Annotated in this window: 20 protein-coding genes and 1 tRNA gene; 14 read left to right on the top strand and 7 right to left on the bottom strand. The window is 67.1% G+C overall.

Annotated elements, in window-relative coordinates; all coding sequences use genetic code 11:
- Positions 1-73: 73 nt before the first annotated feature.
- The 3 genes from ABGN05_RS20815 to ABGN05_RS20805 are packed head-to-tail and all read right to left on the bottom strand — an operon-like array spanning position 74 to position 3,164.
- Positions 74-772, bottom strand: a complete 699-nt coding sequence (locus ABGN05_RS20815; protein WP_367955973.1) for an ATP-binding cassette domain-containing protein — start codon at positions 770-772, stop codon at positions 74-76.
- A gap of 2 nt (positions 773-774) precedes the next feature.
- On the bottom strand, positions 775-1,947 hold the full coding sequence (locus tag ABGN05_RS20810) for an FtsX-like permease family protein (RefSeq protein ID WP_367955972.1): 1,173 nt from the start codon (positions 1,945-1,947) through the stop codon (positions 775-777).
- Positions 1,944-3,164, bottom strand: coding sequence for an HlyD family efflux transporter periplasmic adaptor subunit (locus tag ABGN05_RS20805; RefSeq protein ID WP_367955971.1), 1,221 nt, complete (start codon positions 3,162-3,164; stop codon positions 1,944-1,946). Before ABGN05_RS20805 ends, ABGN05_RS20810 begins: the two co-directional genes overlap by 4 nt.
- A gap of 380 nt (positions 3,165-3,544) precedes the next feature.
- Between ABGN05_RS20805 and betI the strand changes: the two genes are divergently transcribed.
- The 5 genes from betI to betA are packed head-to-tail and all read left to right on the top strand — an operon-like array spanning position 3,545 to position 9,036.
- A complete protein-coding gene (gene betI / locus ABGN05_RS20800; protein ID WP_367955970.1) occupies positions 3,545-4,126 on the top strand; it encodes a transcriptional regulator BetI in 582 nt (193 codons plus the stop codon).
- A gap of 52 nt (positions 4,127-4,178) precedes the next feature.
- Positions 4,179-5,759, top strand: a complete 1,581-nt coding sequence (gene betC / locus ABGN05_RS20795) for a choline-sulfatase (RefSeq protein ID WP_373695967.1) — start codon at positions 4,179-4,181, stop codon at positions 5,757-5,759.
- Between the two features lies 1 nt (position 5,760).
- A complete protein-coding gene (locus ABGN05_RS20790; protein ID WP_367955968.1) occupies positions 5,761-6,405 on the top strand; it encodes a glutathione S-transferase family protein in 645 nt (214 codons plus the stop codon).
- A complete protein-coding gene (locus tag ABGN05_RS20785) occupies positions 6,402-7,391 on the top strand; it encodes a threonine/serine dehydratase family protein (RefSeq protein WP_367955967.1) in 990 nt (329 codons plus the stop codon). Before ABGN05_RS20790 ends, ABGN05_RS20785 begins: the two co-directional genes overlap by 4 nt.
- A complete protein-coding gene (gene betA / locus ABGN05_RS20780) occupies positions 7,384-9,036 on the top strand; it encodes a choline dehydrogenase (protein WP_367956449.1) in 1,653 nt (550 codons plus the stop codon). Before ABGN05_RS20785 ends, betA begins: the two co-directional genes overlap by 8 nt.
- A gap of 29 nt (positions 9,037-9,065) precedes the next feature.
- On the opposite strand, the gene ABGN05_RS20775 is transcribed toward betA, so the two are convergent.
- Together ABGN05_RS20775 and ABGN05_RS20770 are read right to left on the bottom strand one after the other, a co-directional pair.
- Complete coding sequence (locus ABGN05_RS20775; protein WP_367955966.1) at positions 9,066-9,374, bottom strand: helix-turn-helix domain-containing protein; 309 nt, start codon at positions 9,372-9,374, stop codon at positions 9,066-9,068.
- A gap of 15 nt (positions 9,375-9,389) precedes the next feature.
- Positions 9,390-9,743, bottom strand: coding sequence for a type II toxin-antitoxin system RelE/ParE family toxin (locus tag ABGN05_RS20770; protein ID WP_367955965.1), 354 nt, complete (start codon positions 9,741-9,743; stop codon positions 9,390-9,392).
- A gap of 64 nt (positions 9,744-9,807) precedes the next feature.
- Here ABGN05_RS20770 and betB point away from each other — a divergent pair, with 64 nt between their 5' ends.
- Positions 9,808-11,271: a betaine-aldehyde dehydrogenase gene (gene betB, locus ABGN05_RS20765; RefSeq protein WP_367955964.1), complete on the top strand. Its 1,464-nt coding sequence runs from the start codon at positions 9,808-9,810 to the stop codon at positions 11,269-11,271.
- An 18-nt stretch (positions 11,272-11,289) separates the two neighbouring features.
- Here betB and ABGN05_RS20760 read toward each other — a convergent pair whose 3' ends face one another.
- Positions 11,290-13,542, bottom strand: coding sequence for a mannose-1-phosphate guanylyltransferase/mannose-6-phosphate isomerase (locus ABGN05_RS20760; protein WP_367955963.1), 2,253 nt, complete (start codon positions 13,540-13,542; stop codon positions 11,290-11,292).
- A 247-nt stretch (positions 13,543-13,789) separates the two neighbouring features.
- On the opposite strand from ABGN05_RS20760, the gene ABGN05_RS20755 reads away from it, so the two are divergent.
- Positions 13,790-13,866: transfer RNA gene (locus tag ABGN05_RS20755), tRNA-Pro, on the top strand.
- Between the two features lie 164 nt (positions 13,867-14,030).
- Positions 14,031-14,699 (top strand): class I SAM-dependent methyltransferase, encoded by a 669-nt coding sequence (locus ABGN05_RS20750; protein ID WP_367956448.1) that lies wholly within the window; start codon positions 14,031-14,033, stop codon positions 14,697-14,699.
- 43 nt (positions 14,700-14,742) lie between these two features.
- Here ABGN05_RS20750 and ABGN05_RS20745 read toward each other — a convergent pair whose 3' ends face one another.
- Positions 14,743-15,693, bottom strand: a complete 951-nt coding sequence (locus ABGN05_RS20745) for an AraC-like ligand-binding domain-containing protein (RefSeq protein WP_367955962.1) — start codon at positions 15,691-15,693, stop codon at positions 14,743-14,745.
- A gap of 208 nt (positions 15,694-15,901) precedes the next feature.
- Between ABGN05_RS20745 and ABGN05_RS20740 the strand changes: the two genes are divergently transcribed.
- The 6 genes from ABGN05_RS20740 (at position 15,902) to ABGN05_RS20715 (ending at position 25,374) form a co-directional block, all read left to right on the top strand.
- Positions 15,902-16,915, top strand: coding sequence for an ABC transporter permease (locus tag ABGN05_RS20740; protein ID WP_373695966.1), 1,014 nt, complete (start codon positions 15,902-15,904; stop codon positions 16,913-16,915).
- Positions 16,916-16,942: 27 nt separating this feature from the next.
- The gene (locus ABGN05_RS20735; protein WP_367955961.1) at positions 16,943-17,938 is read left to right on the top strand and encodes a sugar ABC transporter substrate-binding protein; all 996 of its coding nucleotides are present in this window, start codon (positions 16,943-16,945) and stop codon (positions 17,936-17,938) included.
- A 68-nt stretch (positions 17,939-18,006) separates the two neighbouring features.
- Complete coding sequence (locus tag ABGN05_RS20730; RefSeq protein ID WP_367955960.1) at positions 18,007-20,121, top strand: ABC transporter permease; 2,115 nt, start codon at positions 18,007-18,009, stop codon at positions 20,119-20,121.
- Entirely contained in the window at positions 20,118-21,218 is a 1,101-nt protein-coding gene (locus tag ABGN05_RS20725) for a hypothetical protein (RefSeq protein ID WP_367955959.1), read from the top strand. Before ABGN05_RS20730 ends, ABGN05_RS20725 begins: the two co-directional genes overlap by 4 nt.
- Entirely contained in the window at positions 21,215-22,711 is a 1,497-nt protein-coding gene (locus tag ABGN05_RS20720; protein ID WP_367955958.1) for a sugar ABC transporter ATP-binding protein, read from the top strand. The genes ABGN05_RS20725 and ABGN05_RS20720 overlap by 4 nt, the downstream gene beginning before the upstream one ends.
- Positions 22,711-25,374 (top strand): AMP-binding protein, encoded by a 2,664-nt coding sequence (locus ABGN05_RS20715; protein ID WP_367955957.1) that lies wholly within the window; start codon positions 22,711-22,713, stop codon positions 25,372-25,374. Before ABGN05_RS20720 ends, ABGN05_RS20715 begins: the two co-directional genes overlap by 1 nt.
- Positions 25,375-25,467: the final 93 nt, after the last annotated feature.

Below are 25,467 nucleotides of genomic sequence, written 5' to 3'. Positions count from 1 at the left end.
CGGTCTGATCGCAGCACTGTCCAGCAGGCGTGGCGGTGATTCTCGCCGCAGTTTGTGCTTTCACGTTGGGCGCTTATGCGATCGTGTCCGAGACAATTCGACCATCCTCGAGCACGAGGATACGATCCGCGCGTTCGAGTATCCGGTTGTCGTGGGTGACGAGGAGGGTGGTCGTGCCGCGGACGCTGCCGAGCCGCTTGAGGAGACCGACCACCTCGGCGGCACTGTCGGCGTCGAGCGCTGCGGTCGGCTCGTCGGCCAGCACGAGCGCAGGGTTCCCGATGAGGGCGCGTGCCACCGCCACCCGCTGCTTTTGGCCCCCCGAGAGGTTGGCAGGCAGATAGTCGACACGGTCGGACAAGCCGACAAGGCCAAGCGCATGGGTCGCCGCCCTGACTGCGAGGCGATGCGGGATGCCGCCGTGGACCTGCAGGCCCATCATCACGTTCTGCAGCGCGGTCAGGCTTTCATGCAGGTTGTGCGCCTGGAAGATGAAGCCGAGGCGCCGCCTGAGCGCTATCAGGGTGGGTTCACTCGCGCCATTCAGCTCCTGCCCGAGCAGGCGAACGGAGCCATCCTGCACGCTGCGCAGACAGCCCAGCAAGGTGAGCACGGTCGTCTTGCCGGAGCCGGATGGTCCCATGAGGACCGTGAAGCTCCCGGCCTCGATCGTCAGGTCGAGATCGTAGAGCGCCTGCTTGCGGGCGTCGCCCGTGCCGAACCAGTGATTCAGGCCGCGCACTTCGATGACGTTGCGATCCTCCATGGCCATGATCAAAACAGGTCCGCGGGGTCGGCCGCCGCGACGCGCCGGGTCGCGATCGCGCCCGACAGCGACGAGACGACGATCGTGCCGACGAAGACGGACACCGCCATCATGGAGGTCATCGACAGCGGCAGCGTCGTCACCTTGCCCATAACCGTCAGGATCGTCGTGCCGATGATCAGGCCCGGAACGAAACCGAGAACGCCGAGCACCAGGGCTTCCTCGAAGACGATCCCGAGGAAGAAGCCCTGGCCGTAGCCCATGGCCTTGAACGTCGCGTATTCGCGCAAGTGGTCCGCAACATCGGTGGAAAGAACCTGGTAGACGATGATCAGCCCGACCAGCACGCCAATGAAGACGCCGAAGCCGAAGATCACGCCGGTGGGACGGCGCGTCTGCTGGTAGCGCAGATCCTCGGCCATGGCGTCCGCATAGCTGCGGATGCGCAGCGAGGAATCGGAGATGAGGCCGCGCAGGCGCTCCGACACCTGGTCCGCCTGCGCTCCGGGTCTGATGCGTAGCAGGACGTGATCGGGAGCGGCCGAGCTTCTTGCGGGGAACAGCGACAGAAAGGTCTGGTCCGAGACCAGCATGTAGCCATCGCCGCCGAACCCTCCGCCGCCGGAAAAGGTCGTGTAGGCCGTGACGGTGCGACCCTCCGTCTCGAACGAAAGCGGCGTCTGCGGTCGGATGGCCACGGCCTCCTCGCGGCTGAATCCGCGTGCGCGCCGGTCGAGGATCGCCGCATCCTTCACCTGGAGAAGGTTCAGGTCGGCTGCGATCTCGGGGGCGATGAAGTCCGGCTTGAACGGATCGATCCCGAAGGTTGTCAGGCTGATGTCCGTCTGTCCCCGATCCCAAGGCACGTTGGCGAGGAAGAGACCCATGCCGTCGGTGACGTCCGCGTCGGCCAGCGCCTGCAGCATCCACTGGCGGGCGACGTTTCCCCCGTCGGCGAGCGCATTGGCGTCGGCAGCGGAGATGATGATGTCGGCACGGAAGAACTCGTAGGGCCTGAGCGTCGCCACTGCCATCGAATTCATGATGCCGAGCTGGACGAAGACGAGCACGTTGGCGAAGGCGACGCCGGCGATCGCAGCGGCGAAGCGCGTGCGGTTATGGGTCAGTTGCAGCCAGCCGATTGGCAAACGTCCGAACAGCCATTGCAGCAAACGGCTCATCGCACGGTCCGTGCCTCGGCCGACGTGTCGATGCGGGCGATCACCTCCAGGTTCGTGTAGCCGGACGCGATCTCTGTCGACGCGGTGTCAAGCGCCACCAGAATGCGGATGACCCTCGCATCCGTGTTCGCTGCCGCATCGTCGGAGATGAGGCCCTGCCGGCCGACCGTCAGCCCGATGCTTTCGACCGTGCCGCGCAGCGTCCGCCCCAGCGCGGCGGCAACCAGTTCGACGGGCTGACCCGGCTTTACGCTGCCGATACGGTCCTGGTAGATCTCGACCTCCGCCATCATCTGACTGGTATCGCCCATTTCCATGATGCCTTCAGCCGGGGGACGCTGTCCCGGCGTCGCTTTGATATCGAGGATTGTCCCGGCTATCGGTGCGACCACGAGAGCGCGCTGCGTATCGAGCTTCACGCGGGCAAGATCGGCCTCGGCTGCGGCGACGTTGCGGCTGGCGACAAGCACGTCGGGCTGCGCGTCCAGATCGACCGAGGAGAACCGAGCAAGCGTTGCCTCTGCCCGCGTTACGCTCAGCGTAGCGTCCTGGGCGGCGGCGCGCGCCGTATCGAGTGTTGCGCCGGTCGCCACGCCACTGGCGGCGAGCTTTTCGGTCCGCTCGAGATTGGCTCTGGCCTCGCGGAGATTGGCGCGCGCCTGGTCGAGCGTCGCCTGCGCCTCGTCGCGACTGGACTCGACCGCGCTTCGGGTCTGGAGGAGCGTGGCCTGGCGAACGGCCAGATTCGCTTCTGCCAGGAGGACGGCGCCTTCGAGAGCAGCCTGATTGTCGAGGCGAGCCACCGGCGCGCCGCGTTCGACCCGGTCGCCGACGCTGACCAGCAGTTCCGAAAGACGCGCATCGCCGGCCCCATAGGGTGCCGCAACGACCGAAACGTCGCCACGCGGCATCACGCGGGCGAGCCCGACCACGTCGGACGGCAGCATCGTCTCGGCCATCTGCGCCGGAAGCTCGACATTTGGAGGGAGCGCGATCGGCGAATCGGAGCCCCCGCCAGGCTGTAGTCCGGTCAGCGCATAGAATTTCTGGATGGGGACCGGCTGGAAATACATTCCCAACACGCCGCCCAGGAACATGAAGACCGGGATCAACAGGACGAGCAGATACCGCTTATGGAACCATCGGCGCCCGCGGGGCGAATTGCCATCTGCAAGATCGAGGTTCAGCGGCAGATCGCTCTCGGGAGTTGTGGCCATGTCTGTTCCTTCTAAGCAGCTCTATGACAGACGACTGAGAATGCGAGTACTAGAGATCCTAGATGCCCATGCCGCGCGGGCCCACGGTGGTTCGCTTACAACTTCCTAGCCGAAACGGCTTGATGCAGGACAAACGACAGGAGTTCAGCGGCGGCAAGTCTGCCGCGCCTCATGGGCTTCTCCCTCCTGCCGGCTGCTATGGCGTCAAACACTGCCCGGGGCTCACAGCCAAAGGCAGATAGCTGCTCCTCGTACCCATGAACGGACTATCGGCAACCGGCCCCGGAACCGCCGTTCAGGGGAACCATACATCAGCAGCGCGGTTTTTTCTTGATTGACGCGTCAATCAAAACTACGCTCCCTCCCATTCAGGAGCCCGCATGCCCAAGGTCGGAATGCAGCCGGTGCGCCGTCAGGCGCTGATCGACGCCGCGATTGCCGCGATCGGGGAGCGGGGCTCGCTCGACGTGACCATGTCGGAGATCGCGGGGCTCGCCGGGGTGTCTTCGGCGCTGGCGCATCATTACTTCGGGGCCAAGAGCGACCTGCTCGAGGCGACCATGCGGCATCTGCTGTCCGAACTCGGGGCGGACTGCCGGGCGGCCCTTTCGGCCGCCGCGACGCCTCGCGAACGGGTGTCGGCGGTGATCGGGGTGAATTTTTCCGAGAAGCAGTTCCGCCCGGAGATCATCTCGGCGTGGCTCGCCTTCTATGTCGAGGCGCAGCGCACGCCGGCGCTGCGGCGGCTATTGCGGGTCTATGCGCGGCGGCTCAACGCGAACCTGATGAGCGGGCTTTCCCCGCTCCTGCCGCGCTACCGCGCCGAACGGGTGGCGGAGGGGGTCGCTGCGCTGATCGACGGGCTCTACATCCGCCGCGCGCTGAAGGACGGCGCGCCGAACGCCGGGAGCGCGGTGGCGCTGGTGGAGGACTATGTCGGGATGCAGTTGGGGGGGAGATGAGGCCAACTGCTTTCGGCTCTCGGATTCGAGTTCCTTCCCCCTTGAGGGGGAGATGTCGACGAAGCCGACAGAGGGGGGTGTTGGCCGCGCCGGCGCAGGGGAGAAGATCGTGAGCAAGCCGAACATCCTGATCGTCATGGTGGACCAGCTGAACGGGACGCTGTTTCCCGACGGGCCGGCGGACTTCCTGCATGCGCCGAATATGAAGGCGCTGGCGGCGCGATCGGCGCGGTTTGCCAACAATTATACCGCCTCGCCGCTCTGCGCGCCGGGACGCGCCGCCTTCATGAGCGGGCAGTTGCCGTCGCGCACGCGGGTCTACGACAATGCGGCCGAGTTTCCCTCCGCCATCCCCACCTATGCGCATCATTTGCGCACGGCGGGCTACCACACCGTGCTCTCGGGCAAGATGCATTTCGTCGGGCCGGACCAGCTGCACGGGCTGGAGGAGCGGCTGACGACGGACATCTATCCGGCCGATTTCGGCTGGACGCCGGACTACCGCAAGCCGGGCGAGCGGATCGACTGGTGGTACCACAATCTGGGCTCGGTGACCGGCGCGGGGGTCGCCGAGATCTCCAACCAGATGGAATATGACGACGAGGTCTGCTTCCATGCCGGCCAGAAGCTTTACGATTTCGCCCGCGGCTCGACCGACCCGAACCGGCGGCCGTGGTGTCTCACGGTCTCCTTCACGCATCCGCACGATCCCTACGTGGCGCGGCGCAAGTACTGGGACCTCTATGAGGACTGCGCCGCGCTGGAGCCGGAGGTGGGCTTCATTCCCTTCGAGGAACAGGATCCGCATTCGCGGCGGCTCTACGTGGCGAGCGACTATCCCGCCTACGACATCACGCCGGAGATGGTGCGGCGCTCGCGACGCGGATACTTCGCCAACATCTCCTATCTCGACGACAAGGTGGGCGAGCTCGTGGACGTGCTCAAGCGCACGCGCATGCTGGACGACACGCTGATCCTGTTCTGCTCGGACCACGGCGACATGCTGGGCGAGCGAGGCCTGTGGTTCAAGATGAGCTTCTACGAGGGGTCGTCGCGCGTGCCGCTGATGATCGCGGGACAGGGCATCGCGCCGGGGCTGCACACCACGCCGGTGTCCAACCTCGACATCTGCCCGACGCTCTGCGAGCTGGCCGGCATCGACATGGGCGCGATCATGCCGTGGACCGACGGGCAGTCGCTGGTGCCGATGCTTGCGGGGCAAACGCGGAGGGCGCCGGTGCTGATGGAATATGCCGCGGAAGGCTCCAACGCGCCGCTGGTCGCGATCCGCGAGGGGCGCTGGAAGTTCGTCCATTGCGAGATCGACCCACCGCAGCTCTTCGACCTGGAGGCCGACCCGCAGGAGCTGCGGAACCTCGCGGCCGATCCGGCCCATGCGGGAACCGTGGCGGCGTTCATGGAAAAGGTGCGGGCGCGCTGGGATATGGCGCGCTTCGACGCCGAGGTGCGCGAGAGCCAGGCACGGCGCTGGGTGGTCTATCCCGCGCTGCGCAACGGGGCCTATTATCCCTGGGACTTCCAGCCGCTGCAAAAGGCATCCGAGAGGTACATGCGCAACCACATGGACCTCAACATCCTGGAAGAATCGAAGCGGTTTCCGAGAGGAGAATGAGATGATCAAGGTCTGGGGTCGCGCCACATCCTCGAACGTCCAGGCGGTCATGTGGGCGCTGGCGGAAATCGGCCTCGACTGCGACCGGGTGGATGTCGGCGGAGCGTTCGGCGGCACCGACACGCAGGAGTACCGCCGCATGAACCCGAACGGGCTGGTGCCCGTCCTGCAGGACGGCGACCTGACCCTGTTCGAGAGCGCGGCCATCGTGCGCTATCTCGGCGCGCGCTATGGATCGGAAGCCTTCTGGCCGACCGACCCGGCGCGGCGGGCGCCGCTCGACGTCTGGGCGGAATGGATCAAGACCACGTTCGGACCGGCTTTCCTGCCCGGCATCTTCTGGCCGCTGATCGGGCAGAAGCCGGGTGAGCGCGACGCGGAGGCCTTCGCGGCGAGCCAGGCCAAGGTGAAACGGCTGGCAGGGATGCTGGACGAGCGGCTGGGGCAGATGACGACGCCTTTCCTGGGGGGCGAGACGCCGTGCTTTGCCGACATGATCGTCGGAATGCCCCTCTACCGCTACTTCACGCTCGACTTCGACCGTGCCGACACGCCGCACTTGCGCGCCTACTACGACCGCCTGACCCAGCGCCCCGCCTATGCAAAGCGCGTCATGGTCTCCTACGAGAGCCTGAGGGCGAAATGATCCCGTCGCTCGAGCATCTCCAGCGTGCCTACGCCGTCACGCGGGTTGCAACGCAGGTCACGCCGCTCCTGGAATCCGCCGCGCTCGCGAAAGCGTCCGGGGCGGCGCGCGTGTTCGTCAAGCCGGAATCGCTGCAATGGGCCGGTTCCTTCAAGGCGCGCGGCGCCTACTGGCGGCTGAAGCAGCTTTCTCCCGAAGAGGCGAAACGCGGCGTCGTCGCCTACTCGTCCGGCAACTTCGCGCAGGGGCTGGCCGCGGCCGGCGAGGCGCTGGGCATTCCCGTCACCATCGTCATGCCGGTGGACGCCCCGGCGGCCAAGCGCGAGGCGACGGCGGGCTATGGGGCTCGCGTCGTGCTGACCGAGCACGGCGCGCGGGCGCGCGAAGAGGTCGCGGCGGAGAAGGCGCGGTCGATCGCCGGGGAAGAAGGACTGACGCTGCTGCATCCCTTCGACGATCGCGAGATCGTCGCCGGCCAGGCAGGTGCGGGACTGGAGGCGCTGGAGCAGCTGGACGCCCGGGGCAAGGCCGCGGACATCCTGCTTTGCCCGGTCGGCGGCGGCGGGCTGATCGGCGGCGTGGCGCTCGCGTTCCACCATCTCTCGCCGAAGACCCGCATCGTCGCGGTCGAGCCGGAAGGGTTCGACGGCATGGGCCGCTCGCTCGCCCGCGGCGCGATCGAGGCGACGCCGATGGGTCCGAGCACCATCTGCGACGGGCTGATGGCGCGCCGGCCGGGCGAGGCGCCGTTCGAGGCCGTCCGCGCGTCGGGTGTCGAGGGACTGTCCGTATCCGACGCCGAGGTGCGCGCCGCGATGAAGCTCGCCTTCGAGAAGCTCAAGCTGGTGCTGGAGCCTTCGGGTGCCGCCTCGCTGGCGGCGCTGCTCTGCGGCCGCATGGACGTCGCGGGCAAGACCGTGCTGGTCATCTGCTCCGGGGGCAACGTCTCTCTCGGCGATTTCATGAGGCATGTCGGCAATGCTTGAGGCGGACTACGTCATCGTCGGATCCGGCTCGGCCGGCTGCGCGCTGGCCTACCGCCTCTCGGAAGACGGCAAGCACTCCGTCATCGTGATCGAATATGGCGGGACGGACATTGGGCCGTTCATCCAAATGCCGTCGGCCCTTTCCTTCCCCATGAACATGAGCCTCTACGACTGGGGCTTTTCCAGCGAGCCGGAGCCGCATCTCGGCGGCCGGGTGCTCGCCACCCCGCGCGGCAAGGTGCTCGGGGGCTCTTCGTCGATCAACGGCATGGTCTACGTGCGCGGCCACGCCCACGATTTCGACCATTGGGCCGAGGCGGGTGCTGCCGGCTGGAGCTACGCCGACGTGCTCCCCTACTTCAAGCGCATGGAGAATTCGCACGGAGGCGAGGAAGGCTGGCGCGGCACCGACGGCCCGCTGCACGTGCGCCGCGGTACCCGCGAGAACCCGCTCTACCAGATCTTCGTGGAGGCCGGCCGCGAGGCGGGATTCGAGGTGACGGAGGACTACAACGGCGCCAAGCAGGAAGGCTTCGGGCCGATGGAGCAGACGATCCACATGGGCCGGCGCTGGTCGGCGGCAAACGCTTATCTGAGGCCAGCGCTGAAGCGGAAGAACGTCAGTCTCGTCAGTGGCTTGGCGCGAAAGGTGGTGATCGAGAATCACCGCGCCACCGGGGTCGAGATGGAAGCTCGCGGAAAGATTCAGGTCGTTAAGGCAAAGCGCGAAGTGATCCTCGCCGCCTCGTCGATCAATTCGCCGAAGCTCCTGATGCTGTCGGGCATCGGACCGGCCGCACACCTTAAGCAGCACGGGATCGACGTAGTTGCCGACCGTCCGGGCGTCGGGCAGAATTTGCAGGACCATCTGGAGCTCTACATCCAGCAGGAGTCCATCCAGCCGATCACGCTCTACTCGGTGCTCAATCCTTTCTCCAAGGCGAGGATCGGCCTGCAGTGGCTGCTGTTCAAGTCGGGGCTCGGCGCGACCAATCATTTCGAGGCCGCCGCCTTCGTGCGCTCGAAGGCGGGCGTGGAGTATCCCGACATCCAGTATCATTTCCTGCCGGCCGCGATCCGCTACGACGGCAAGGCGGCGGCGAAGTCGCACGGGTTCCAGGCGCATGTCGGCCCGATGCGCTCGAAGTCACGCGGGACGGTCACGCTGCGCTCCGCGGACCCGCGGGAAAAGCCCGAGATCCGCTTCAACTACATGTCGCATCCCGACGACTGGAGCGACTTCCGGCACTGCATAAGGCTGACGCGCGAGATCTTCGGACAGGCGGCGTTCGACCCCTTCCGCGGCAGGGAACTGTCGCCGGGGGCCGAGGTGCAGTCGGACGCCGAGCTCGACGACTTCATCCGCGCGCACGTGGAGAGCGCCTACCATCCCTGCGGCACCTGCCGGATGGGGCGGGCCGACGACCCGATGAGCGTGATCGACCCCGAGTGCCGGGTGATCGGCGTTGAGGGGCTGCGGGTGGCGGACTCCTCCATCTTCCCGCGCATCACCAACGGCAACCTCAACGGGCCTTCGATCATGACGGGGGAGAAGGCCGCCGACCACATCCTGGGCAAGGCGCCGCTGCCGCCGTCGAACCAGGAACCGTGGATCAATCCGCGCTGGCGGGCGAGCGACCGGTGAGACGGGCCGCGGCGCGCAACGGGCTCGGCTCAGGGATCGACGATCTCGACACGGAGACGTTTTCCGACGGCGCGCGCGGCCTTCTCGAGCGTTTGCAGCGAGACCGACACGTTGCCGGGATCGAGAATGCGATCCAGCTGCGATCGGCTCGTACCCATACGCGAAGCCACTTCGCTCTTGGAAACGTCCTGCTGCCGGCGCGCCTCTTCGATCTGCCAGGCAAGCACGCGCTTCAGCGCTTCGCCATAGACCTCCTCGCGTTCCCCCGTTTCATCCAGCAGGCCTTCGAGCGTGCCGCCGAGGGGATCGGCCGAATTGTCGATCGTGTTCGTGGTCATGTCCAGGTATCCACTTCACTGTCTCGCGGCCATGCGCCGCCGGTAATCCCGCAGTCGTTCGCGCGCCAACGCGATGGCATCGTCCTGCCGCTGCTTTCCCTCGACCCCGTGCAGAAGCACCAGGGTATCCCGCTCGATCGCGAAATAGGTTCGCGCCTCGACCTTGCCGGAGCGGATAGTGGACCGCACCTCGAATACTCCGCCATGCAGCGGTCGGCAGATGGGCATGCCCACGGGCCACCCGAATTCCACGGTCGCGATGTCCTTGCCGACGATCTTGCGATCTTCGGCGTCGAGCGAAAAAAGCCAGTCCCGGACCGGTTCCCTTCCTGTGTCGGTCCGGTAGAATCGGGCAACGATCCGCTTCATCGATACATGTGTACCACATACGGTACGATTTCGCAAGCATGCGAACCGACAGCCAGGGAATGACATGGACGCTCAGCCAAAAGCCTCCCACTACATCAACGGCCGCTTCGTCGAGGACGTGGGCGGGAAGCCGATGGATGTGATCTATCCGGCGACGGGCGAGGCGATCGCGCGGGTGCATGCGGCGACGCCGAACGTCATCGAACTGGCGCTCGAAGCCGCGCGCGCCGCGCAGGGCGCATGGGCGCGGATGAAGCCGGTGGAGCGCGGGCGCGTGCTGCGGCGGGCGGCCGACATCCTGCGCGAACGCAACGCAGTGCTCGCCCGGCTGGAGACGCTCGACACCGGCAAGGCGATCCAGGAGACGCTGGTGGCCGACCCGGCCTCGGCGGCCGACGCGCTGGAGTTCTTCGGCGGGGCGATCGCCGCCGTCAACGGCGAGTATTTCGATCTCGGCGGGCCGTTCGCCTATACGCGGAGAGAACCGCTCGGGGTCTGCGTGGGCATCGGCGCCTGGAACTACCCGATCCAGGGGGCAGGATGGAAATCGGCGCCGGCGCTCGCCATGGGCAACGCCATGGTGTTCAAGCCGTCGGAAAACACGCCGCTCTCCGCGTTAGCGCTGGCCGAAATATACACCGAGGCGGGCCTGCCGGACGGGCTGTTCAACGTCGTGCAGGGCTACGGCGAGGTCGGCGCGGCGCTGGCCTCGCATCCGGTCGTGGCCAAGGTGTCCCTCACCGGCTCGGTGCCGACGGGACGCAAGGTGCTGGCGCTCGCCGGCTCGCACATGAAGCACGCGACGATGGAACTCGGCGGCAAGTCGCCGCTGATCGTCTTCGACGATGCCGACCTCGAGAACGCCGTCGGCGGCGCCATGCTGGCGAACTTCTATTCGACCGGCCAGGTGTGCTCCAACGGCACGCGAGTCTTCGTGCAGGACGGGCTGCGCCAGCGCTTTCTCGAGCGGCTGGTGGAACGCACCAAGGCCATCCGCATCGGCGACCCGCTCGACCCCGACACACAGATGGGGCCGCTGATCAACAAGCTGCAGCACGAGAAGGTGCTGGGATACGTGGAGATCGGCAAGACCGAAGGCGCGACGCTGCTCTGCGGCGGCGGCGTGCCCCGGCTCCAGGGACTGGAGGGCGGGTTCTTCATCGAGCCGACGATCTTCTCGGAGGTCGAGGACGACATGCGCATCGCGCGCGAGGAGATCTTCGGGCCGGTGATGAGCGTCTTCGGATTCTCCAGCGAGGAAGAGGCGATCGAGCGCGCCAACGACACCGAATTCGGCCTCTCGGCGGGCGTTTTCACGCGCGACCTGCCGCGCGCCCACCGTGTCATCGCGGAACTGCAGGCCGGCACCTGCTGGATCAACCACTACAATTTGTCGCCGGCCGAAATCCCCTTCGGCGGCGTCAAGCAGTCGGGGATGGGACGGGAGAATTCCGTCGCCGCGCTGCACCATTACTCGCAGCTCAAGACGGTCTACGTGGAAACGGGGGACGTCGTCAGCCCGTACTGACGGCGGGCTCCGGGACGGTCAGGCGTTGGTGCCAGCCGCAGCTTCCGTCCAGTCGAGATACCGCGCCAGCGCGAAGACGAGGTGGTAGAAGATGCTGGCCGGGACCTCGTTGGCAAGCGAGCGTCCGTTCTCGTCGATGCGGTCGATCCAGAGCCCGGTAGGCGCCGGATCGATGTGCCAGCGGAACAGCCGGCCGACACGCGCCTCGATCTCGGGCTTCAGATCCGGCCCGGTGGCCGAGTCCAGCGCGATCGCCGCCTTGATGACCTCCGCCTGCGGCCAGGAGCGCGAGACCGGATCGAGCGGAATGCCATGCCGAGAAACGGCGCCGTAGGCCAGCCCCGTCGCGCGGTTGAGCCCGCTCGCCACGGCCGACGCATAGAGTTTTCGGGCGAACTGGACGAGATCTGCCTGGCCGGTCTTGGCGGCGAAATCGACCAGCAGCGAAGCCCATTCGAAATGGTGGCCGGGCTCCGTGCGCTGGCCTTCGGGGCCCGGCGCGGCGGACCAGTCGTCGGCGAAGTACTCGCCGAGCGTCCAGGTGTCGGCGTCGAAGAAGCGGCTGCGGAAGAGATCGATGATGCGCGAGGCGCGGCGCAGATGGACGCGCTCGCCGGTGGCGTCGTACCAGGCGAGGAACGCTTCCAAGAGGTGCATGTGCGGATTGGAACGGCGAAGCCCCTCCCCCGACGCCGTTTCCAGGAAGCCCGTCAGGCGCTCGTCCTCCAGATGCGCGTCGAGGAAATCGAAGGTCTCGGCGCCGAGATCGCCGGCGCGCGGATTGCCGCACTTCTTCGCATGCGCGAGCGCCAGGAGCACGCAGGCATGGTCGTAGGCGTCCTCCACCGGATCGGCAACCGAGCCGTCGACCTCGAGCACCCGCACCCAGCCGCCTCGATCGCTTCTGCCCTTCTCTGCGATGAAGTCGATGCCGTGCGCGATGATCCGTTCCGCCGGTCCGGACCAGCCGCGCTCGCTCGCCACGGCGAATGCGTAGATCTGTCGCGCCATGGTGCGCATGCGCTTCGGCTTCAGGACCGGGCGGCCGTCGAAGCCGAGCGCCTCGAAGAAGCCGCCATTGATCTCGTCGACGCCGGCCGTCGACCAGAGCGGCAGCGTCTCCTCGAAGAGCCAGTGGCCGACCCGGCGCCGGTGCGCCCCGCTTTCAAGAACGCGATCATGGCTGGGCGTGAACCGCGTCTCCAACCGGCCGCTCTTTTCGAGCTGCTCGACGATCTTCTTGACGTTTTGGCTCTCTGCGACCGGCGCCACGAAGGTCGCGTCGGCGGTCGCCACGATGGCGACGTCCTTCATGCCGATGACCGACAAAAGCCGCCCCTGGCTGCGCAGATAGGAATGCCTGGTGTCGATGGCGACCACGTCGCCGATGACGACGTTGCCGTCTTCGTCCGCTCCGCCGACGTCGAGCAGCGACTGCCAGGAGCCGAGATCGTTCCAGCGGAAGCTCGCCTCGACCATGGCGATGTCGGCGGCCTTTTCCATGATGGCGTAGTCGACGGAATTGGACGGGACGTCCTGGTAGGCCTCCAGCGGGATGAAGGTGCCGAGAAGGTCGGTGCGGGCCGCCGCGACCGCTCTTTCGACGCCGCTCCAGATCTCCGGCTGGTGGGCGAGGAAGGCCTCGCGCATCGCGCTCGCCCGGAACAGGAAGATGCCGGCATTCCAGAAGAAATTGCCGGCTGCCAGATACTGCCTCGCCCTGTCGAGGTCCGGCTTCTCGACGAAGCGGCGCACCTTGCGCACGCCGCCGGACAGATGCGCGTCGGCTTCGATGTAGCCGTATCCGGTCTCCGGCTGGCTCGGCCGGATGCCGAAGACGACGAGGCTGCCGGCGCGCGCGGCGTCCGCGCCTTTGGCGATCGTCTCCCAGAACTGCTTGTCGGTGGAGATCTCGTGATCGGAGGGCACGACCAGCACGAGGTCGTCGCCATGCTCATCCAGCGTCAGCAGCGTCGCCAGCGCCACTGCCGCCGCCGTGTTGCGACCGACGGGTTCGAAAACGGCCCGCCCGCCTGACAGTTCGACCCCGGCGATGTCGGCATGCACGCGGCCGGCATGGCGCTCCGAGGCGATCGTGTAGACCGGCCATTCGCCGGAGCCCCCGGCCTTCAGCCGCCGCAGCGTCCTGGCGAGCATGGAGCCGTCGCCGGAAAAATCGTGGAACTGCTTGGGATTGTCCTCGCGCGAGAGCGGCCACAGGCGTGAGCCCACGCCCCCGCTCATGACGAAACTGATGATCCGGTCTGTCATTGCCGTTCCGCCCGTCCCCCGGCTGCGCCTGTCGCGTCTGATCGTGTTCGTTGCGGACGAGCCTAGCAGCACCGGTTTACCGCCTGATTAAGCCGCAGGGCTTTCGGGGCAGCACGGAGCGGACCACCGGGTCCGTCGCCATGCCGTTCCCCTGGCGGGTTCCTTCGCATATCGGATGGCGCGCGAATCTGCCCATGTCGCGCTTGCAGTCCGCTTTGGCGGACGCTATAGAGCGCCCCACTGGTCACGGAGTGTAGCGCAGCCTGGTAGCGCACATCGTTCGGGACGATGGGGTCGCAGGTTCGAATCCTGCCACTCCGACCAGAAAAACCACTGTTTACAGAGGTTTGCCGTTTCCCGGAACGCCAGACGCCAGCCTGTGATCGACAGGAGCACCGCGTCTCGGGGCCACCGAAAATCCCCGCAACCGGACGGCGGGACAGGCATAAGGCGAAGCGATATCGGCTCTCGATCCTGCGAGTACGAACATCGACCCGTCATCGCCCGCAATCGAAAAGTTCATCCTGGCAAACCTGCCGATCGCTCCGGTGCCGACCGTGCCCGAAATACGGCTGCACAGGGCCGGCCCTAGGAGCGGCTTGTGGCGCCTTGCCGGGATCGACGGCGCGTTCGGTTCGCCTTACTGGGCCTATGTGTGGGGCGGCGGCCTCGCGCTCGCCCGCCACGTCCTCGATCGGCCGGAAACGGTGGCCGGACTGAGGGTACTCGATCTCGGGGCCGGTTCCGGGATCGTCGGCATAGCTGCGGCCCTGGCGGGAGCGAGACAGGTCGTCGCCGCCGATACCGATCCCCATGCGATGGCCGCGATCCGTCTCAACGCGGCCGCAAACGGGGTCTCGATCGCGCCGCTGCACGGCGACCTGCTGGATGGTTCGCCGCCGGCGGTCGACCTCGTGCTGGTCGGGGACCTCTTCTACGACCCGCATCTCGCGCGGCGCGTCACGAGTTTCCTCGAGCGATGCCTCGACGAGAAGATCGACATCCTGATCGGCGATCCCTTTCGCGCTCACCTGCCACGCGATCGGCTTCGCCTCGTGGCCGAATACCCCGGAGCGGATTTCGGGGAAGGCGGCCGGATCGTCGAAAGGCCAAACGGGGTCTTCCGCTTCGAACGCCCCGGCGAACCCTCGCGTTGATCGGAGCGGACCGTTCGCGCCAGAAGACGCCGACCCTGCCGCCCTACCCGCCGCCGGACCTGGCGCCGACATCACGCGGGGAGATGCCGTACTTGCGCCTGAACATGGTTGAAAAATGGGCGGAGCTGTTGAAGCCGTGGTCGTAGGCGACCGCGGTGATCGTGCGTCCACCGCCCTTGGCCAGGCAGTCGTAGGCGAGTTGCAGGCGGCGGTTCCATATCCATTCCGAGGCCGACATCTCGCACGGCTCGAACAGGACGTGCAGGTAGCGCAGCGACATGCCGTTGGCCGCGGCGATCTTGTCCAGCGACAGCGTCGGATCGGCGATATGCGCCTCGATCCACTGCTGCACCGACATGAGGCGGGCCTTCTTCACCGATCCCTCGGCCGCGGGCATGTCGCCCTCTGACGACAGCAGCGTGAAGGCCAGCATGTCCATCAGCTGGTTGCCCAGCCCGGCGCGGATGTTGTCCCCCAGCTTCGAGCCTTCGGTCGCCAGCGTCGCGCAGAATTCCGTCGCGATGCGGCCCAGCCCCTGCGTCGTGTTGATCGAAGCCGAGACCGGTATTCGTTCGCGCGGAAATCGCTGCGCGAACTCGTCGCGCGGGATCTCGAGGTAGAAGGACCGCACCTCGCCGTGGCAATGGAGTTCGTACTGCTCGGTGGCGCAGAACAGCGCTCCGCGCGCCGCGTTCGAGCGATGCGTGGAATCCTGCTGGACGACGCTCAGATTTCCGCGGTGGATCAGCTGCAGGTAGTAGCAGTCCTTGTCGAGCCGGGAGATGTGCTGCTTGTTGCGGCGGATGCGCTGCTCGGAAAGCAGGATGTCGGTCATCGCGATCTCGCCGAACTTCGCCTCGCGGATGAAGCCGCGATAGCGCTCGGGATCGGTGGCCTTGACGTCGACGTGAACGTAGACGTCGCAAATGGCGTCCCGCCAGGCGGCATAACGCGCCGACTGCTCGTAGTCCTCGGTCGAAAAGATCAGGTCCATGGGTCCCTCCACCCCTGGCCATGCCGTCTCGCGGGTCCCGCGGCCCCTGTGGCCGTTCATCCTCCACACGACCGCGCCGGCAAAGGAACCTTACCCCGGGGTCGTTGCGGCGTCCAGCCAGCCCCCCGGACTGTGCACTCTCAAGCAAGAAATCTGCATTGCCGCGAAAGAACGGCCGCGTCCGCCTCGGTAGTGTCCCCCGGCATCGATGACCACGGTCGTCGACGGCACGGGCGGGAGGGCCGGCATGCAGATATTCGGGCGGCTTAGCCAGGAACAGATCGTCTTCGGTCTCGCCATGCTCCTGTGCCTCGCCTTCGCCGCCGCCCTGCCTGGCTTCCTGACGACCAACAACCTCCTGAACCTCGTCCGCAGCGTTTCGATCCTGGGCATCCTCGGCGTCGCGATGGGGCTCGTCGTCATCGGCCGCGGCATCGACCTGTCGCTGGTGGCGCTGATGGCGGTGTCGGTGGCCTGGACGCTGCACCTCGTCGCGGGGGGCATGCCGCTCCTCCAGGCACTGGCGATCGGGCTCGCCTTCAGCCTCGTCACCGGCGCGGTCAGCGGCTGGCTGGTCGCCTATGTCGAGATCCCTGCGATCTTCGCGACGCTCGCCATGGGCACGCTCATCTACGGTTTCGGCCGCTACTTCCTTTTCGGCCTCGACGTCGTCTACATGCCCGAGGCAGCGCAGGCGCTGCTGTGGTACGGACAAGGCACCCTTTTCGGCATACCGGTGCCGATCTACATGTTCGCGGGGGTGTGCCTTGGCGCACACCTTTTCCTGCGCTACGCCAAGTCTGGCCGCTACCTTCGCGCCGTCGGCGACAATCTGCATGCCGCGCGCATCACAGGCATTCCGGCCCGGCCGATCATCGTCCTGCAATACGTGCTGTCGGCGCTGATCGGCTACACGGCCGGCATCGTCACCGCTGCTTCCGTCGCCAGCATGAACACCCGCGTCGCCATCTCGACCTATGTCTACGACGTCATCCTCGTCGTGGTGCTCGGCGGCATCGGCCTGTCGGGCGGCAAGGGCGGCATCCGCAACGTCATTGTCGGCACGCTGCTCATCGGCGTGCTGCTCAACGGCATGACGATCATGGACATCCAGTACACCGTCCAGAGCGTCATCAAGGGCATCATCCTTCTCACCGCGATCGTGATCGACACGATCCTCAACCCCCGAGACGAGCAGACCGCTCAGCAAGGGGACATCTAGGCACGTTCTCTAAGGGAGGAGAAAGACATGAGACTTCTGAAGACCAGCATCGTTGCCGCCACCCTCGCCCTCACCGCCGGCTCCGCGCTGGCGCAGGGCATCGATGACCCGACGCGCGAGCCGTACTATTCGTCGTTCCAGGGCAAGCGCGTCGCCTACGTGCCCGTGGCCATGGGCTTCGACCTGACCGAGGGCTGGGCGATCGGCCTCAAGGAGGCGCTGGAACCGCTCGGCGTCACCTTCGACATCCGCGACCCGAACTGGAGCACGGATGCGGGCGCGCAGGCGATCACCTCGCTCATCGCGGAAAAGCCCGACGTGATCGTCGTGCACAATCCCGACGTCCAGTCCTATGCCCGTCTGCTCAAGAAGGCCGAGGAGGCCGGCATCTACGTCGTGCAGGTCAACATGCGCTCGAGCTATTCGACCGACGCCTTCATCGGCGCCGACTATGTCGGCATGGGCGAACAGATCGGCGAACGCCTGGTCGAGAAATGCTCGCCGGCCAACGGCGGCAGCGGCAAGGTCGCGATCACGCAGGGCGTGCTGACCGCGGCCGCCAGCGTCTACCAGATGCAGGGCATCGACAACGTGCTGTCCAAGCATCCGGAAATCCAGCTGGTGTCGAACCAGGCGGCCGACTGGGACGCCACGAAGGCCAAGAACATCGCGGCCACGGTGATCCAGCAGCACCCGGACCTGTGCGCCATCACCGGCTTCTGGGACGTGATGGACGTCGGCACCGCCGCCGCCATCAAGGAATCCGGCAAGGACGTCTACCTGCTCACCCAGGGCGGCGGCAACAAGATGGCCTGCGACGGGCTGAACAACGGCACCTACTCGGAAGTGGTGGTCTACTTCGTGCCCGGCCAGGCGCGCGACATGGCGACCATGATCAAGCAGATGCTGCAGCTCAAGCAGGCGCCGGGCACGACGAAGACGACGCTGTTCACGCCGCTCACCTTCCTGACGAAGGAAAACATGACGCCGTCGTCCTGCTGGTCGCTGCCGGGCCAGAACTGATCGAACGCGGCGCGGGCGACGCAAGGTCGTCCGCGCCGGCAATGCCTCATTGAACCGAGCAAACCGCCATGACCGTGTCTGACACGATCGCGCGCTGGCGCTACCGTGCCGTGCCCGACCACCTTTTGGGCGAGATCCTGAGCAAGCGCTGGATCGACAACGTCATCCCGCTCCTCATCCTGTTCCTCGTCGTGGCGGTTTTCGGCTCGCTGATTCCCGACTTCTTCGGCGCAGCCAGCGTGTCCAACCTGATGCGGCAGTGGGGCGAGTTCGGCTTGGTCGCGCTGGCGCTGATGATCGTCATGGTGGCCGGCGGCATCGATCTCAGCGTCGGATCGGTCTTCGCGCTCGGCAACATCGTCGCGCTCGGACTGCTCAGCGTCGCCGAATGGCCGGTGCCGGCGGTCGTCGCGGCGACGCTCGCCTGCGGGGCGGCCGTCGGACTGATCAACGGCCTCCTGGTCGGCTACCTGCGGCTGCGCGCCTTCCTCACCACGCTGGTCACGCTGATCATCGTGCGCGCGGTGGTCGACATGCTGCTGCTCAACTATTCGGTGGCCATCGCGGCCGCCTTCCCCGATTCCGACCTCTGGTACTATTTCGGCGAGGGCTACGTGCTGGGCGTGCCGTTCAGCGTGACCGTCACGCTCGCCCTGGCGCTGGTGCTGCATCTCGTCCTGTCGCGCAGCCGCGCCGGCTGGCACGTGCTGGCGGTCGGCGGTTCGCGGCGCTCGGCGCACAATGTCGGCATTCCGGTGCGCCGGGTTATCTGCCTGACCTACGTCGTCTCCGGCACGCTGGCGGCCCTCGCCGGCCTGCTGTTCGCCTCGCGTCTGGGCGGCGCGGGCGCCGACACCGGTATCGGGCTCGAGATCGCCGCGCTGACGGCGGCGGTGCTGGGCGGCAACAGCCTCGGCGGCGGTCGCGGGTCGGCGGCGAAGGCCATCATCGGCTCGGTCACCGTCATGATCATGGTCAACAGCCTCGTCCGCCTCGGGGTCACGAGCGGCGCCAACTCGCTGCTTCTCGGCATGGTGCTGCTGGCGGCCGTGGCCATCGACGTGCGCTGGCTGAAGAACCGGCACAAATTCCTGTCGAAGGTCTACGTGTCGCCGACCTATTCGGAACTGCCGCCGGCGCCGGCCACCGACGGCGCCTCGCCCTACGCGCTCAACGACCGGCTGCGCCCGGTCGAGCGCATCGGGCTCGGCCGCATCGACGGGCCGGAGGACGTCATCCTCGACGAGGACGACAACATCTATGTCGGCAACCGCACCGGCGACATCGTGCGCTTCCTGGCGCCCGACTACGAGCGGCAGGAAATCTTCGCCCATACCGGCGGGCGGCCGCTCGGCATGGCCTTCGCCAGGGACGGTTCGCTGCTGTGCTGCATCGGCGGCATGGGCCTCTACCGGATCGGCCGCGACCGCAGCATCGAGAAGCTGACCGACGAGACCAACCGTTCCTGGTTCTCCGTCATCGACGATTCGCGCCTGAGGCTCGCCGACGACCTCGACATCGCGCCGGACGGACGCGTCTTCTTCAGCGAGGCGACCGTGCGATACGAAATGCACGACTGGCCCGTGGACTGCCTGGAATCGCGCGGCAACGGACGCATCATCTGCTTCGACCCGAAGACGGGCTCGACACGAACCGTCCTGAAGAACCTGGTCTTCCCGAACGGCATCTGCATGACGCATGACGGCCAGTCCTTCCTGTTCGCCGAGACCTGGGCGTGCCGTGTCAGCCGCTACTGGTTCGACGGGCCGAAGAAGGGCCAGGTCGAGCCGGTCATCGCCGACCTGCCGGGCTACCCGGACAACATCAACCGCGCCTCCGACGGAACCTATTGGCTGGCGCTGGTCGGCATCCGCACTCCATCGCTCGACCTGGCGCTGAAGATGCCCGGCTTCCGCAAGCGCATGGCGCGTCGCATCGCGCCCGACGAATGGCTCTATCCCAACATCAACACCGGCTGCGTCGTGCGCTTCGACGAGGCCGGCCGCATCGTCGAGACGCTGTGGGACTTCGGCGGCGAGAACCATCCGATGATCACCTCCATGCGCGAGCACAGGGGCCACCTCTACATCGGCGGCATCCTCAACAACCGCATAGGCCGGCTGAAGCTCGACGAAGCGGACCCGTCCTGGACCGGTCCTGCCTCCTACTGGGGGCGGAGATGATCGGCGCCTTCTCGCGGGCCTTCGACAACCTCTTCGGCCGCGGCGAGGCGGCCGTCACCGTGCCGCCGCTGGACGGGGCGCTGAGGCCAAACCGCATGCTGGACGAGGCCGGTTCGCGGACCCCGCTCGCGGAGGTCGACTGCCTCGCCGTCCATGACGGTGTCCTCGTCGCGTCGGCCGAGGACGGCGTCTTCATGCTCGATTCCGACGGGAACTGGACGCGGCGGCGGGCCTATGGTTCGGCCGTCGCCTGCATCGCGCCGGTGGGCGCGGACGGTCTCGCGATCGCGCTGGACAGCGGCTACGTGGTCATCGAGGGCGGCCGCTTCGACGGGAAGCGGTACCGGGCAGACGCGAGCGTTTCCTGCATCACGGCGATCGCCGTCCATGAAGGCCAGCTCTATCTGGCGAACGGCTCCACGGCCTACGGCGCGGAGGCGTGGCAGCGCGACCTGCTCGAACGCGGCGCGACTGGCAGCATCTGGCGCATCGATCTCGAGAGCGGCCAGGCGACGCGCCTCGCCGACCGTCTCGCCTGGCCCGCCGGGCTCGCCGTGGACGCGGGCGGCATCGTCTTCTCCGAGGCATGGAAGCACCGGCTGGTGCGCATCGACCTTGCGAAAGGCGGCGGCACGCGCGTGCTCCACGCCGACCTGCCGGGCTATCCGGGACGGCTCTCGGCAGCCGTCGGCGGCTGGTGGCTCGCCGTGTTCGCGCCGCGCAGCCAGCTGGTGGAGTTCGTACTGCGGGAGCCGGCCTACAGGCACAGGATGATCGCCGAGGTGCCGCGCCCCTACTGGGTGGCGCCGAAGCTGAAGTCCGGGCGCAGCTACTACGAGCCGCTGCAGGGCGGCGGGGTGAAGCATCTGGGCCTTTTGAAGCCGTGGGCCCCGACCATGTCGTTCGGCCTGTGCGTCAGGCTCGATCGGGACTTCCAGCCGCGCGCCAGCCTGCAGAGCCGCGCCGACGGCAGCACGCACGGCGTGACCAGCGTGGTCGAGCACGATGGGCGGATCGTTGTCGCCGCCCGCGGCGACGGCGTCGTCGTGACGCTCCCGCGCGAGGCGGTCGGCATGCACGAGGGAGACGTCGCATGAACCCGATCGTCGAGGTGCGCAGCGCCACCAAGGAGTATCGCGGCGTACCGGCGGTAAAGGACGTCACCTTCACGCTCGAGCGCGGCGAGGTGCATGCGCTGCTGGGCGAGAACGGCGCGGGCAAGTCCACCCTGACCAAGATGATCGCCGGGGTGGTCGAGCCGACGTCCGGCGAGATCTGGATCGACGGCGCGCGGGCCGAGGTCGGTTCGCCTTCCGAGGCGCTGAAGCGCGGCATCGCGATGGTCTACCAGGAGACCAGCCTGGTGCCGTCGCTGACGGTGGCGCAGAACATCTACCTGACCGACGACAAGCGGTTCCACCGGCTGCGCGGCATCTACATCGCCGGCCAGCAGTTCCTCCAGTCGCTGAACTTCCAGGTCGATCCGACTGCCATGGTCTCGGCGCTGGGCGCCGGCCAGAAGCAGATGGTCGAGATCGCCCGCGCCGTGCACCACAACGCGCAGGTGATCATCTTCGACGAACCGACGGCGACGCTGACGCCGGAGGAGAAGCACCAGTTCTTCTCGCTCGTGGCGCGGCTGAAGCAGCGCGGCGTGTCGATCATCTTCATCAGCCACGCGCTGGAGGAGGCGCTCGCCATCGCCGACCGCATCACGGTGATGCGCGACGGCGAGCACGTCGTCACCGACGCCGCATCGGCCTTCGACCGCGAGAAGATCGTGCGCGCCATGGTGGGCCGCACGCTGTCCAGCGAACTCTACGGCTCGCACAAGGACAGGAAGCCGCGGCCCGCGCGGGAGAAGGTGCTGAGCGTACAGAACCTGTCGATGGGCAGCGTGGTGCGCAACACCTCGTTCTCGATCTTCGCCGGACAGATCGCCGGCGTCTTCGGCCTGATCGGCTCGGGCCGCACCGAGGCCGCCAAGGTCGTCGCCGGCGTGCTCAAGCGCGACCTCTTCCACGGCGGGCAGGTGCGGCTCGGCGGTCGGGCGGTGCGCTACCGGGTGCCGCGCCCGGCGGTGCGCGACGGCATCATCTACGTCACCGAGGACCGAAAGGTCGAAGGCTTCTTCGAGACGATGTCGATCGCGGAAAACATCCATCTGGGCGCCATGGCGGGCGGGCAGACGAAGTCCGCGACCGTATCGATGAACGAGATGCAGACGATCGCGAAGGAATGGATCGCCGCGCTCAACGTCAAGGCGATCAACGCCGATGCGCGCGTCATCGAACTGTCGGGCGGCAACCAACAGAAGGTGGTCGTGGCCAAGGCTCTGGTGCAGAAGCCGAAACTCGTCATTTTCGACGAACCGACGCGCGGCGTCGACGTCGGCGCCATCGCCGAGATCCACCAGTTCATCAACCGCCTCGCCGACGACGGCATCGCGGTCATGGTGATCTCCTCCTACCTGCCGGAAATCCTCCAGCTCTCCGACCGCATCCTGGTCTGCCGCCAGGGGCGCATCGTCGAGGAGTTCGACAGCCGCACGGCCGACGAGGAGACGATCATGTACGCGGCGGTGCATTGATGACCCGTCGGTTGAAGACCACGCGCCCGGTCCTGGAGGTGCGGACCATCGAGGACGTGGCCGCCATCGAGAGCCGGCCCTATGACGAACTGGTCACCGCGCACAACCTGTACGACCTGTTCCTCGCCACGGCGCAGCACGTCGGCGGACAGAAGGCGCTGACCGTGCTGCGTTCGCCCGATCCGGCGGACGTCGGCGCGGCGCTCACCCATGCCGAACTGCTGGGCGAGGTGACCCGCGCGGCGAACCTCTTTCGCGGAATGGGTCTCGCACCGGGGCGCGGCGTCGCCGCCTTCCTCGCCCCCACCCTGCCCGAACTGCCGGCGCTGCTGCTGGGCGCGCAGGTGGCCGGCGTGGCGAGTTCGCTGAACTACCTGCTCAGCCGAGAGGCGATCGTCGACCTCCTGAACGCCGAGAAGGCGACGCTGCTGGTCGTGTCGGCGCAGCAACGCGACGCGACCTGCTGGGACAAGGCGCAGGGGATGCTCGACGCCGTGCCGACGCTGACGCAGGTCATCGTCATCGGTGGCGGCGCCAATCTGCCGGCCGGGCATGTGGCCCTGGACGCGGCGCTGGCCGGTCACCGGGCGGACCGGCTCGATTTCGAGCCGACGGATGATCGCGACACGGTCTGCGCGCTGTTCCACACCGGCGGCACGACGGGTCGGCCGAAGCTGGTGCAGCTCACCCATGGCAACCAGATCCACGCCGCCTTCGGCTTCGCGCAGGTGTACGGCTACGACGAGAACGACGTCGTCATCAACGGCTTCCCCTTCTTCCATGTCGGCGGGACGATGACAGTGGGAATGTCGGTGCTCGCGGCCGGCGGCCATGTCGTCGTCCCCTCGCCCTACGCGCTGCGGCCGGCCGCCGTCGTCGAGAGCTATTGGGGTTTGGTCGAAGCCTTCGGCGCCACGGTTGTCAGCGGGGTGCCGACCTCGATCGCGGCACTCACCAACAGTTTTCGGCAGGGGACAAACGTCTCGACCGTGTGCATGGCCGTCACCGGCGGCGCGGTGCTGCCGGAGGCGGTGGGGAGCCGTTTCGAGGCGACCACCGGCATCCGCCTGTTCGAGACCTACGGCATGACGGAGACAGCAGCCGCCATCGCCTTCAACCCCGGCCGCGGCGAACCGGTCGCCGGCAGCGTCGGCTTTCGCGCGCCGTTCTCGCGGACGCGCATCGTGCGGCTTGGCAAGGAGGACGAAACCTGCGGACCGGGCGAGAGCGGTCTGGTGCAGGTCAAGGGTCCGCAGGTCTTTCCAGGCTATGTCGACCCGGCACACAACGTCGGAACGCTGGGCGCCGACGGCTGGCTGACGACGGGCGACGTCGGCTACATGACGGCGCAGGAGCGGCTGGTGCTGACCGGCCGCGAGAAAGACCTGATCGTACGCGGCGGCCACAACATCGATCCCGCCGCGATCGAGGACGTCGCCAACCGGTTCACCGGCGTGCAGATCAGCGCGGCCGTCGGCATGCCGGACCAATATGCCGGCGAGGTTCCGGCGCTGTTCGTCGTGCCAGCGCCTGGCGCCGCCATCGATGTCGAGGCCCTGAAGGACCATCTGGAGAAGACCGTGCACGAGCCGCCCGCGCGGCCAAAGAGCGTGCTCGTCATCGATGCCCTGCCGGTGACGGCGGTCGGAAAGATTTTCAAACCGGCCCTGCGCGACATGGCGATCAAGGAGAAGGTGCGGCTGGAGGTGGAGCGCATCTGCGGCGTCGACGCCGCGGCCTTCGTCGAGGTTTCGATGGACGCGCAGAAGCGCACGCTGGTCGAAATCGAACTTTCGGACGCCACGTCGGAGCAGATCGCGGCGCTCGAGGCCGCGCTGAAGCCGCTGCCTCAGTCCTATCTGTTGCGCGATGCGGCAGAGGAGCCGGTGCGGCTCCATTACGAGAACGGTATCGCTACGCTGACGCTCGGCCGCCCGAAGAACCTGAACGCCGCCTCCGAAGCGATGATGCAATCCATGGAGCGCCGGCTTCGTAGGGTGGCAGGCCTGCCGGGGCTGCGGGCGGTCATCCTGACCGGATCCGGACGGGCCTTCTGTGCCGGCGGCGACCTGATCGAATTCGAGGCGGCGCTTAGAGCCGGCGGCACGAAGCTCGTCGACGTGCTGCGCTACAATCAGGACGTCATCCAGATGATCGAGGACCTGCCGGTGCCGGTCATCGGCGCCGCAAACGGCACGGCCGTGGCGGGCGGGCTCGAACTGCTGCTCGCCTGCGATATCGTCATCGCCGCCGACGATGCCAGGATGGGCGACGGCCACGCGAGATTCGGCATCGTGCCAGCGGGAGGGGCGACGGTGCGGCTGGAAGAGAAGATCGGTCGCGCGCGCGCGGCGCAGCTCTTCTACACTGCCTCCCTGATCGACGCTCCGACGGCGGCTCGATGGGGCCTGGTCGCCGAGATCGTGGCAGGCGACCGGCTTATGGAGCGGGCACAGGAGATCGCGCGCGAAATTTGCCGCGCGAGCCCGGAAGTGCTGCGGCACGTCAAGCAACTCACTGGGCAGCCGAAAAGGAGCGACGAGCGCCGGCGTCGGCTGCGCGCCGAGATCGAACACTTTGCGCGCCATGTCGAGGGCCGAGACCTGGCCGAGGGCCTTACCGCGTTCAAGGCGAAGCGGGAGCCCGAGTACGGGGATCGCTGACGGGAACGGCAGAAGCGCTATGTCCCGGCGGCCCTCGTCCCGGCCGATGTTTCCTGCGCCATGGAACATTTCAGGCCGTCGGCCGTTGCTGCG

Origin of the sequence: Aquibium pacificum, from assembly GCF_040839445.1 — a bacterium.
GTDB classification, from domain to species: Bacteria; Pseudomonadota; Alphaproteobacteria; order Rhizobiales; family Rhizobiaceae; genus Aquibium; species Aquibium pacificus.
This window is presented reverse-complemented; position numbering and strand designations above follow the sequence as displayed.

Bases quoted from the DNA above. Each gene is read 5' to 3' on its own strand.
- ABGN05_RS20715 (WP_367955957.1), top strand. From the start codon at position 22,711: ATGACCCGTCGGTTGAAGACCACGCGCCCGGTCCTGGAGGTGCGGACC.
- ABGN05_RS20760 (WP_367955963.1), bottom strand. From the start codon at position 13,542: ATGACAGACCGGATCATCAGTTTCGTCATGAGCGGGGGCGTGGGCTCA.
- ABGN05_RS20785 (WP_367955967.1), top strand. From the start codon at position 6,402: ATGATCCCGTCGCTCGAGCATCTCCAGCGTGCCTACGCCGTCACGCGG.
- ABGN05_RS20770 (WP_367955965.1), bottom strand. From the start codon at position 9,743: ATGAAGCGGATCGTTGCCCGATTCTACCGGACCGACACAGGAAGGGAA.
- ABGN05_RS20730 (WP_367955960.1), top strand. From the start codon at position 18,007: ATGACCGTGTCTGACACGATCGCGCGCTGGCGCTACCGTGCCGTGCCC.
- ABGN05_RS20735 (WP_367955961.1), top strand. From the start codon at position 16,943: ATGAGACTTCTGAAGACCAGCATCGTTGCCGCCACCCTCGCCCTCACC.
- ABGN05_RS20775 (WP_367955966.1), bottom strand. From the start codon at position 9,374: ATGACCACGAACACGATCGACAATTCGGCCGATCCCCTCGGCGGCACG.
- betA (WP_367956449.1), top strand. From the start codon at position 7,384: ATGCTTGAGGCGGACTACGTCATCGTCGGATCCGGCTCGGCCGGCTGC.
- ABGN05_RS20790 (WP_367955968.1), top strand. From the start codon at position 5,761: ATGATCAAGGTCTGGGGTCGCGCCACATCCTCGAACGTCCAGGCGGTC.
- ABGN05_RS20815 (WP_367955973.1), bottom strand. From the start codon at position 772: ATGGCCATGGAGGATCGCAACGTCATCGAAGTGCGCGGCCTGAATCAC.
- ABGN05_RS20740 (WP_373695966.1), top strand. From the start codon at position 15,902: ATGACCACGGTCGTCGACGGCACGGGCGGGAGGGCCGGCATGCAGATA.
- ABGN05_RS20745 (WP_367955962.1), bottom strand. From the start codon at position 15,693: ATGGACCTGATCTTTTCGACCGAGGACTACGAGCAGTCGGCGCGTTAT.
- betI (WP_367955970.1), top strand. From the start codon at position 3,545: ATGCCCAAGGTCGGAATGCAGCCGGTGCGCCGTCAGGCGCTGATCGAC.
- betB (WP_367955964.1), top strand. From the start codon at position 9,808: ATGGACGCTCAGCCAAAAGCCTCCCACTACATCAACGGCCGCTTCGTC.
- ABGN05_RS20810 (WP_367955972.1), bottom strand. From the start codon at position 1,947: ATGAGCCGTTTGCTGCAATGGCTGTTCGGACGTTTGCCAATCGGCTGG.
- ABGN05_RS20725 (WP_367955959.1), top strand. From the start codon at position 20,118: ATGATCGGCGCCTTCTCGCGGGCCTTCGACAACCTCTTCGGCCGCGGC.
- betC (WP_373695967.1), top strand. From the start codon at position 4,179: ATGTCGACGAAGCCGACAGAGGGGGGTGTTGGCCGCGCCGGCGCAGGG.
- ABGN05_RS20805 (WP_367955971.1), bottom strand. From the start codon at position 3,164: ATGGCCACAACTCCCGAGAGCGATCTGCCGCTGAACCTCGATCTTGCA.
- ABGN05_RS20720 (WP_367955958.1), top strand. From the start codon at position 21,215: ATGAACCCGATCGTCGAGGTGCGCAGCGCCACCAAGGAGTATCGCGGC.